Raw genomic sequence first — 9,470 nt, 5'->3', positions numbered from 1 at the left:
ATGACAGTTGACTCCTACATGGGCAGCGCGCGCATGGCATCCTATGCGCCTGTCATGGCCCGCATCCCCGACGCATTCATCGACGACCTGCTCGCCCGCTCCGACATCGTCGAAGTGGTCGGCTCGCGCGTGCCGCTCAAGCGCCAGGGCAAGGAATATGCCGCGCGCTGCCCGTTCCACGACGAGCGCTCGGCCAGCTTCACGGTATCGCCGACCAAGCAGTTCTACCACTGCTTCGGCTGCGGCGCGCACGGCACCGCGATCAGCTTCCTGATGAACTACGACCGCCTCGAGTTCCTCGATGCGGTCGAGGAACTGGCCAAGCGCGCCGGCATGGAAGTGCCGCGCGAAACCAACCCGCGCAGCCAGCAACAGCAGGACGACAGCCGCGACCTCTACACCGCGCTGGACGCGGCCAGCCGCTTCTTCCAGAAACACCTGGAAGGCAGCGACAAGGCCCGCGCCTACCTCGACGGCCGCGGCGTCGATGCCGACACCCGCGCGCGCTTTGCCATCGGCTACGCGCCGGACGGCTACAGCGCATTGAAGGACGCACTGGGCAAGGACGAGCGGCGCATGAAGCTGCTCGACCGCGCCGGCCTGTTCTCCAAGAACGACCGCGGCCACGTCTACGACAAGTTCCGTGACCGGGTGATGTTCCCGATCTTCGACCGCCGCGGCCGCGTCATCGCCTTCGGCGGCCGGGTCATGCAGAAGGACGACGGCCCCAAATACCTCAACTCGCCGGAAACCGCGCTGTTCCACAAGGGCCGCGAGCTGTACGGCCTGTGGCAGGTGCGCCAGGCCAACCAGAAGATCGAGCGGCTGATCGTGGTCGAGGGCTACATGGACGTGGTCAGCCTGTTCCAGTTCGGCGTCACCCAGGCGGTGGCGACGCTGGGCACGGCGACCACCCCGGACCATGCCGAGCTGCTGTTCCGCAATGCGCCGGACGTGTATTTCTGCTTCGATGGCGACAACGCCGGGCGCAAGGCCGGCTGGCGCGCGCTGGAATCGGTGCTGCCGCGGATGAAGGATGGGCGGCAGGCGTTCTTCCTGTTCCTGCCCGACGGCGAAGACCCGGACACCATCGTGCGCAAGGAAGGCGCCGAGGCCTTCGACACGCGCTTGAAGCAGGCCACGCCGCTGTCGCAGTTCTTTTTCGACGAGCTCACCCGCGAGATCAACCTCGCCACGCTCGACGGCAAGGCGCGGCTGGCCGAGCGCGCCCGACCGATGCTGGCGCAGATTCCCGACGGTGCCTTCGGCGACCTGATGAAGCAGGAGCTGCAACGCCTGACCGGCGTCGGCCGCGCACCCGCCGGCATGGCGCCGGCGCCGGTACGGCGCGCGCCCACCGCCCCGGTGCAGAAGCGCAGCCTGGTGCGCGCGGCCATCGCCCTGCTGCTGCAGCAACCCTCGCTGGCCGCAAGCCTCGAAGGCCACCATGCCGTCGCCGGCCTGCGCCTGCCCGGCATCGAACTGCTGCTGGAGCTGCTGGACCTCGTGCAGCAGCGCCCGGACATCAGCACCGGCGCGCTGCTGCAGCACTTCGACGGCCGCGAGGAACAGGCCGCGTTGCACCGGCTGGCCGCCATCGACCTGCCCGGCGACGAGGCCAGTTGGGCGCAGGAACTGCACGACGCCATCACCCAGCTGGAAAAGCAGTTGCTGCAGCAGCGCGTGGGCGAATTGCAGGCCAAGCAACGCCAGCAGGGCCTGGACGACACCGACAAATACGAACTGCGCGAACTGCTCAAGGCGCTGGCGGCGATGCGCTGAAAACTCTCCCCCTAAAGGAGCGATGCAAGCCGCGGCCCGGCATTGCGGGGAAAGCCCACCGCGGCTTGCGCCGCCCCTGCACCAACGCATCCGGCCCGCACCCCATGAAAGGAGGCAGCATGAAACACATTCACCGCATCGCCCTGCTGGCGCTCGCCCTTGCCGGCGGTAGCCACGCCAGCGAACTGCACCAGCCGCGCTCCCACCTGCTCACCGGCGGCCAGCCCAGCGCCCGGCAACTGCACGAGGCGGCCGCGACCGGCGTCACCACGGTGATCGACCTGCGCGCGCCGCAGGAAGACCGCGGCTACGACGAACAGGCCGCCGCCGAGAAGCTGGGCCTGCGCTATGTGCGCCTGCCCATCGACGGCGCCGGCGACATCAACGAGGCCAATGCGCGCACGCTGGACCGCCTGCTCAAGCAGGATGCCGGCACGACGTTGCTGCACTGTGCCTCGGGCAACCGCGTCGGTGCGCTGCTGGCGCTGGCGCATGCACGCGTGGACGGCGCTTCGGCCGAGGAATCACTGGAGCTCGGCCGCGCCGCCGGCCTGACCTCGCTGGAACCGGCGGTGCGCGCGGTGCTGGAAGACCCGGCCAAGCCCTGAATCCACCCGAGAAGGACGTTCCCCCGATGACCCGCTGGTGGTCGCGCCTGCGGCCGGACAACTTCACCCTCGCCCTGCTCGGCACCGTGCTGCTGGCGACGCTGCTGCCGATGACCGGCACCGCCGCGCGCGGGCTGGACCGCTTCACCGACCTGGCCATCGCCGCGCTGTTCTTCCTGCACGGCGCGCGGCTGCCGCGCGAGGCGGTCATTGCCGGCCTGCTGCACTGGCGGTTGCACCTGTTGATCCTGGCCTGCACCTTCGTGCTGTTCCCGCTGCTGGGGCTGGCGTTCAAGCCGCTGGACGGCCGCGTGCTGACCCCGGAGCTCTATCTGGGCGTGCTGTTCCTGTGCGCGCTGCCATCCACGGTGCAGTCGTCCATCGCCTTCACCTCGATGGCCGGCGGCAACGTGCCGGCGGCGGTATGCGCCGCGTCGCTGTCGAGCATCCTCGGCGTGTTCCTGACCCCGCTGCTGATGGGCGTGCTGGCCGGCGCGCAGGGCGGCATGGCCGACCCGCTGCACGCGGTCGGCGCGATCATGCTGCAACTGCTGGTGCCGTTCGTCGCCGGCCACCTGCTGCGGCCGTGGCTGGCGCGCTGGGTGGAACGGCAGCGCGCGTTGCTGCGCCACACCGACCAGGGCACGGTGCTGCTGGTGGTCTACGGCGCCTTCGGCGAATCGGTCAGCGAAGGCCTGTGGCACGACACGCCCCTCGGCTCGCTACTGGCCGTCGCGCTGGTGTCGGCGGTGCTGCTGGCCATCGCCATGCCAGGCATCACCTGGCTGGCGCGGCGGCTGGGCTTCGGCCGCGAGGACGAGATCCCCATCGTGTTCTGCGGCTCCAAGAAGAGCCTGGCCACCGGCGTGCCGATCGCCAAGGTGCTGTTCGCCGGCGGCAGCCTCGGCGCGATCGTGCTGCCGGTCATGGTCTACCACCAGCTGCAGCTGGTGGTATGCGCGATGGTGGCGCGGCGCTACGCGCGCAAACCGTAGGAGCGCACCCGGGTGCCCGATGGGCTTTACCGGTGATGCCCCATCGCGCACCACGGTGCGCTCCTGCCTTGGGTCGCGATCAATCCTTCACCCGCCGCATCTCGCTGGCGACCTTGTAGCGCCCGTAGTGCTGCATTGCCCCGGTGAAGGCCTCCAGCCCCGCCGGATCGGCGCAGGCCAGCACCACGTGGTAGCAGCCTTCGCCGGCGATCTTGCTGGCGCTCTCGACATCGGCATGCGCCTGCAGGAATGCCTCGAACGCGTCGAACCGCGGCGTGTCCATGAACACGGTGACGAAATAGCGCTGCAGGTCGCCACGCACCACGGTGAAGCGGCGGATGGTGCCGTCGTCGACCATCTGCTGCACCCGCGTCGCGACCGCCTGCCCGGTCAGGTGTACCTGTCGACCGAGCGCCTGCCAGCTCGTGCGTGCATCGCGCCCGAGCTGCGCAAGGATGGCGCGCCCCATCTTGTCCAACGGCATCTTTTTCAATCCTCAAGCGGAACGGCCCGGCTTCTTGCAGGCTGCAATTACCGGATGGCGGGTGCGTTCCTACGATGACGCAACCCCATTCGACAAGGCAACGCATGCATGGCCACCACACTGCTCGTCATCGACATGCAGAACGACTATTTCCCCGGCGGCGCATTTCCGCTGTGGAATCCTGAAGCCACGCTGGAGGCCACGCTGGCCGCCATCGGCCGCGCCCGTTCGCGTGGCGAGCCTGTTGTCCTCGTCCGCCACGAGGCCGCCACGGCCGACGGCCCGCTGTTCAGGCCGGGTACGCAGGGGGCCGGAATCCACCCTCGCCTCCTCGCCGCCGCCGGCGATGCACCGGTGGTGGTCAAGCGGCATGCCGACAGCTTCCACCGTACCGACCTTGCACGGGTGTTGGCGGGGTTCGGGACCACCGGCCTGCGCATCGCCGGCATGATGACGCAGAATTGCGTGGCGTTCACCGCCATTTCGCGCGACGCCGCCCCTTACGAGGTCAGCGTGTTGTCCAACTGCACGACCACCGTGGACAGGAACATCCAGCAGTTTGCGCTGCATGCGCTGTCCACCCGCGTGGCGGTGGTGGCCGATGCCTGACGGCGTTGCCGGGAAGCCGGCCGATTCCCGGCAGTCGGCGCCGCTCAGCGCTGCCCGAACAGGTGCCTGCGCTCTTCCTCGCTCAGCGGCTTGCCCGCATCCGGGTTGACCGTCGGGCCCAGCGCGTAGGCGCGCTGCGTGGCCGGGCGCTCGGCGATGGCCTGGTGCCAGCGGTGCAGGTGCGGGAAGGCGTCGAAATCGGCCGGCAGCTTGGCGTAGGCGCCGATCCACGGGTAGCTGGCCATGTCGGCGATGCCGTAGTCGTCGCCGGCCAGGTACGCCGATTCGGACAGGCGCTTGTCCATCACCCGGTGCAGGCGCCGCACCTCGCTGTCGTAGCGCTCGATGGCGTAGGGTATGCGCTCGGGCGCGTACACGTTGAAATGGCCCATCTGCCCGCTCATCGGGCCGAGGCCGCCCATCTGCCAGAACAGCCATTCCAGCGTGGCCGCGCGGCCGCGCGGGTCGGCGGGGATGAAGCGGCCGGTCTTCTCGGCCAGGTACAGCAGGATTGCACCGGACTCGAATACGCTCAGCGGCGCGCCGCCGTCGGCCGGGGCGTGGTCGACGATGGCCGGCATCTTGTTGTTGGGCGAGATGGCCAGGAAGTCCGGCTGGAACTGGTCGCCCTTGCCGATGTTGACCGGCAGCAGCCGGTAGTCCAGCCCGGCCTCTTCGAGGAACAGGGTGACCTTGTGGCCGTTGGGGGTGGGCCAATAATGCAGGTCGATCATGGATGCGTCTCCGTGGGGGAACCGTGGTCGGGACCGCTACGGTAACGCTTGGCAGGTCAACGGGTGGCCGTTAATCTGCCGCACCTCCGCAACGCAGCGATCCGCCGCGCCCATGTCCGACCACAAGCCCCTGAGCCCGCTCCCGTCCCTGATCTTCGCCTCGCGCTGGCTGCAGCTGCCGCTGTACCTGGGCCTGATCGTCGCGCAGTGCGTCTACGTGTTCCTGTTCGGCAAGGAGCTGTGGCACCTGATCCATGACGCCGACGCGCTGGGCGAGCAGCAGATCATGCTGATCGTGCTCGGCCTGATCGACGTGGTGATGATCTCCAACCTGCTGGTGATGGTCATCGTCGGCGGCTACGAGACCTTCGTCTCGCGGCTGGGCCTGCAGGGCCACCCGGACCAGCCGGAGTGGCTCAGCCACGTCAACGCCTCGGTGCTGAAGGTAAAGCTGGCGATGGCGATCATCGGCATCTCCTCGATCCACCTGCTCAAGACCTTCATCGAGGCCGGCCAGCTGGGCCTGCCGCTGTGCGGCCCGGAACTGGCCGCCGGCGTGGCCTGCACCAAGTTCACCTCCACCGGGGTGATGTGGCAGACCCTGATCCACTGCGTGTTCATCCTGTCGGCGATCGGCATCGCCTGGACCGACAAGCTGATGTCGAACGGGCACGCCAGGCCGAACGGCCACTGAGAGCCTGCCCCGGGACGCCGGCGATGCGCCGCCACAATGTGACGGCCATCGCTTTTTGTGCCTACCATGCCCCCTGCCTCGTGCAGCCGGGGGCGGCAATGCTAGATTCGGCCTTCGCACCGGAGCCGGCGCGGCGTCGGGAAACGCCGCGCGCACCTGCAACGCTCCAAGCGACCATACCTTCGCGTTAGTCGATTCAAGGGGAAGATTGATGTCGTACGTCTCGTTCCACGGAAAAGCGCGCCTGCTCGCGCCCACCCTGCTGGCCATCGCCCTGGCCGCCTGTTCGGGCCAGGACGCCCCCGCCCCGGCCGACGCCGCCGCACCCGCCAAGGCCCCGGCCGCCGCGCCCGCCGAACCGGCGGCCGCCGCCAAGGTGCAGTCGATGGGTACCGACCAGCTGCGCGATTCGGCCAGCACCGCGCTGCGCGAGAACCGCATGTACGCGCCGGCCGGCGACAACGCGATGGAGTACTACCTGGCGCTGCGCGACAAGCTGCCCGACGACGCCTCGGTGAAGAGTGCGCTGACCGACCTGCAGCCCTACACCCTGATCGCCGCCGAGCAGAGCCTGACCCGCGAGGACTTCGACGAGGCGCAGCGGCTGGTGGCCCTGATCGAGAAGGTGGACCCCTCAGCCCCGGCGCTGCCGCGGCTGAAGCAGGGCATCAGCAACGGCATGCAGGTGGCCTCGCGCCGCACCCAGGACGAGGCCGAGCGGGCCAAGCGCGACGCCGAGAACCGCGCCAAGCAGCAGGTCGAGCAGCAGCGCCTGGCCCAGCAGCAGGCCGCCGAGGCCACCGCCGCCCGCGAACTGGCCGAACGCCAGGAAGCCGCGCGCCGCGAAAGCGAGCGCCAGGAAGCCGAGCGTCAGGCCGCGGCCAAGCGCGAAGCCGACGCCCGCGCCGCCGCGCAGGCCGCCGCCACGCCGAAGCCGGCCGCCGCGCCGACGCTGCGCGCGGTCAGCACGCCGGCCCCGCGTTATCCGGCCGACGCGCTGCGCTCGGGCACTTCCGGCGAAGTGCTGGTCGAGATCACCGTCGGCACCGACGGCTCGGTCACCGATGCCCGCATCCTGCGCGCCAGCCCGCCGCGCGTGTTCGACCGCGAGGCGCTCAACGCGGTCAAGCGCTGGCGCTTCGAGCCGATAAGCAGCCCGACCACCACCCGCCGCACGCTGGCGTTCCAGCCGAACAACTGACCGGCACCCCGCGTCGCGGAAACAGGAAAGGCCCGGAGCGATCCGGGCCTTTCGTTTTTTCTCCTCAAAACCTCGCAGGTGCGGGGCTCGCTCGCCCCGCATCGGTGCGTTACCGGGGAAGCCCCGTGCCGGGCAAGCCCGGCACCTACGGCAAGCTCAGGCGGATCGATACTCCACGTAGATGCGGGGCTTGCCCCGCATGAAGCCTTCCCGGTGAAACCCCGTGCCGGGCAAGCCCGGCACCTACGATAGGCTCAGGCGGATCGACACTCCATGTAGATGCGGGGCTGGCCCCGCATGAAGCCTTGCCGGGCAAGCCCGGCGCCTGCGGCATGCAGCAATCAGGTATTGCGAGGGCATCGCCCCTCTCGCCCCACGGGGAGAGGGGCTTTGCGCATCAACCCGAGATCGCCAGCTTCTCCTGCTTGTAGCGCAATACCGCCAGCGCCCACAGCAGCGCGGCCAGGACCAGCGAGCTGAGCAGGTACAGGCCCCACTGTTCGGCCGAGGCAGCTTCGCCGCGGGTGATCTTCTGGATCATCTGGTTCTGCGACAGGAACGGCACCGCGTACTGCCACAGCGCCGTGTCCTTCAGCGGGTAGGCCATCAGCCCGTAGGCCGGCAGCATCGGCAGCATCATCAGCCACATCATGTGGCTCTGCGCTTCCTTCATGCTCTTGGCCCCGGCCGCCAGCGCGGTGATCAGCGCGGTGCCGATCAGCACCAGCGGCAGCAGGGTCAACAGCAACTTGCCCATCGCCGCGAAGCTGACGTCCATCGACGCCGCGCTGCCGCCGGCAACGCTGGCGCTGAGCTTGAAGCTGAGCAGGATCAACAACATCGAGACCATGCCCAGCAGCGCGGCGGCCAGCATCTTGCCGCCCACCAGCGCCGCCCGCGATACCGGGGTGGCCAGCAGCGGTTCCAGCGATTGCCGTTCGCGCTCGCCGGCGGTGGTATCCATCGCCAGGTGGGCGCCGCCGATGAAGGCGAAGATGGTCAGGATCATCGGCAATATCACCGACATGAAGCCGCTGCTCTTGGCTTCCGGCGTGGCCATGTCACGGGTGCCCACGTTCAGCGGTGCGGCGACGGCCGGATTGATGCCGCGCACCAGCAGGCGCATCGCGCCGACGCCGCTGCCGTAGCCCTCCAGCACCTTGCTCACCCGCGCCACCACCACGTCGCTGTTGCGGCGGGTGGTGTCGGTGATGATGTCGACCTTGGCCGGCTTGCCAGCGTGCCAGTCATCGGCGAAGTCCTCGCTGATGGCCAGCGCCACGTCTTCCTTCTGGGCGCGGATGCGGGCCTCGATGTCGGCCGGTGCGGGGTGGGTGTCGATGCCGTAGCTGGCGAGGTACTTGAGCAGGTTGGGCGCGCGCTCGATGCCCAGCACCGGTACGTCGATGTTCTTTTCAAGCTGGGTCTCCACCCGCATCTGGCTGAGCTTGCCGATGCCCCAGAAGATCAGCGGGTACAGCAGCGGCGCGACCAGCAGGCTGAGCAGGAAGGTGCGGCGGTCGCGGAAGAAGTCGCGCCATTCCTTGCGCATCACCGTGAACATGCTGCCGAAGAACGAAGTCCTGTTCATGCGTGCAAGCCCTCCTCGCTGCCGATCAGTTTGACGAAGGCGTCCTCCAGGTTGGCCTCGCCGGTGGCCGCGCGCAGCTCGTCCGGCGTGCCCTGCGCGGCCACCCGGCCGTGCGCGATGACCACGATGCGGTCACACAATGCCGCCACCTCCTGCATGATGTGGCTGGAGAAGATCACGCAGCGCCCTTCGGCGCGCAGTTCCTTGAGGAAGCCGCGCAGGCCGCGCGTGGTCATCACGTCCAGGCCGTTGGTCGGCTCGTCGAGGATCACGTTCCGCGGGTCGTGCACCAGCGCGCGGGCGATGGCGGTCTTGGTGCGCTGGCCCTGGCTGAAGCCCTCGGTGGCACGGTCGAGGAAATCCTCCATCTGCAGCGCCGCCGCCAGCTTCGCGGTGCGCTGGGCGATTTCCTGCGCGCCCATGCCGTGCAGCTGGCCGAAGTAGTCGATGTTCTCGCGCGCGGTCAGGCGCTTGTACACGCCGCGCGCGTCGGGCAGCACGCCCAGGCTGCGGCGCACGCGCTCGGGGTCGGCGGCCACGTCGACGTCGTCCACCAGCACGCGCCCGGTTTCCGGCGACATCAGGGTGTAGAGCATGCGCAGCGTGGTGGTCTTGCCGGCGCCGTTGGGGCCGAGCAGGCCGGTGATCTCGCCGTCGCGGGCGATGAAGCCGACGTCGTCCACGGCGACCACCGGCGTCTTGTCCTTGCCCCGTCCGGGGAAGGTCTTGCGGAGATGTTCTGCAACGATCATTGCAAGGTTCCTGTTGGCTG

The 9,470-nt window shown here is 69.0% G+C and carries 10 protein-coding genes; 6 read left to right on the top strand and 4 right to left on the bottom strand.

The genetic code is table 11. The annotated features are described in order from the left end of the window. The first annotated feature begins 54 nt into the window (after positions 1-54). The 3 genes from dnaG to ABB34_RS04795 all read left to right on the top strand — a co-directional run bounded on the left by dnaG (position 55) and on the right by ABB34_RS04795 (position 3,385). Positions 55-1,782: a DNA primase gene (gene dnaG, locus ABB34_RS04805; protein ID WP_057640120.1), complete on the top strand. Its 1,728-nt coding sequence runs from the start codon at positions 55-57 to the stop codon at positions 1,780-1,782. A gap of 119 nt (positions 1,783-1,901) precedes the next feature. Beyond that, entirely contained in the window at positions 1,902-2,390 is a 489-nt protein-coding gene (locus ABB34_RS04800) for a protein tyrosine phosphatase family protein (protein WP_152979503.1), read from the top strand. 26 nt (positions 2,391-2,416) lie between these two features. Continuing rightward, the gene (locus tag ABB34_RS04795; protein ID WP_057640112.1) at positions 2,417-3,385 is read left to right on the top strand and encodes a bile acid:sodium symporter family protein; all 969 of its coding nucleotides are present in this window, start codon (positions 2,417-2,419) and stop codon (positions 3,383-3,385) included. A gap of 79 nt (positions 3,386-3,464) precedes the next feature. Here the strand turns inward: ABB34_RS04795 and ABB34_RS04790 are convergent, their stop codons facing one another. Beyond that, a complete protein-coding gene (locus tag ABB34_RS04790) occupies positions 3,465-3,869 on the bottom strand; it encodes an Lrp/AsnC family transcriptional regulator (protein ID WP_057640111.1) in 405 nt (134 codons plus the stop codon). Between the two features lie 108 nt (positions 3,870-3,977). Here ABB34_RS04790 and ABB34_RS04785 point away from each other — a divergent pair, with 108 nt between their 5' ends. Continuing rightward, on the top strand, positions 3,978-4,478 hold the full coding sequence (locus ABB34_RS04785; protein WP_057640110.1) for an isochorismatase family protein: 501 nt from the start codon (positions 3,978-3,980) through the stop codon (positions 4,476-4,478). A 44-nt stretch (positions 4,479-4,522) separates the two neighbouring features. On the opposite strand, the gene ABB34_RS04780 is transcribed toward ABB34_RS04785, so the two are convergent. Beyond that, positions 4,523-5,212 (bottom strand): glutathione binding-like protein, encoded by a 690-nt coding sequence (locus tag ABB34_RS04780; RefSeq protein ID WP_057640109.1) that lies wholly within the window; start codon positions 5,210-5,212, stop codon positions 4,523-4,525. 112 nt (positions 5,213-5,324) lie between these two features. Here ABB34_RS04780 and ABB34_RS04775 point away from each other — a divergent pair, with 112 nt between their 5' ends. Together ABB34_RS04775 and ABB34_RS04770 are read left to right on the top strand one after the other, a co-directional pair. Further along, positions 5,325-5,906, top strand: coding sequence for a TIGR00645 family protein (locus ABB34_RS04775; protein ID WP_057640108.1), 582 nt, complete (start codon positions 5,325-5,327; stop codon positions 5,904-5,906). Between the two features lie 211 nt (positions 5,907-6,117). Beyond that, the gene (locus ABB34_RS04770) at positions 6,118-7,107 is read left to right on the top strand and encodes an energy transducer TonB (protein WP_057640107.1); all 990 of its coding nucleotides are present in this window, start codon (positions 6,118-6,120) and stop codon (positions 7,105-7,107) included. A 397-nt stretch (positions 7,108-7,504) separates the two neighbouring features. Here the strand turns inward: ABB34_RS04770 and ABB34_RS04765 are convergent, their stop codons facing one another. Together ABB34_RS04765 and ABB34_RS04760 are read right to left on the bottom strand one after the other, a co-directional pair. Next, positions 7,505-8,698 (bottom strand): ABC transporter permease, encoded by a 1,194-nt coding sequence (locus tag ABB34_RS04765; protein ID WP_057640106.1) that lies wholly within the window; start codon positions 8,696-8,698, stop codon positions 7,505-7,507. Further along, positions 8,695-9,450, bottom strand: coding sequence for an ABC transporter ATP-binding protein (locus ABB34_RS04760; protein ID WP_057640105.1), 756 nt, complete (start codon positions 9,448-9,450; stop codon positions 8,695-8,697). The genes ABB34_RS04765 and ABB34_RS04760 overlap by 4 nt, the downstream gene beginning before the upstream one ends. Between the last annotated feature and the right edge of the window lie 20 nt (positions 9,451-9,470).

The organism is Stenotrophomonas daejeonensis (assembly GCF_001431505.1).
In the GTDB taxonomy this organism is placed as follows: Bacteria; Pseudomonadota; Gammaproteobacteria; order Xanthomonadales; family Xanthomonadaceae; genus Stenotrophomonas; species Stenotrophomonas daejeonensis.
This window is presented reverse-complemented; position numbering and strand designations above follow the sequence as displayed.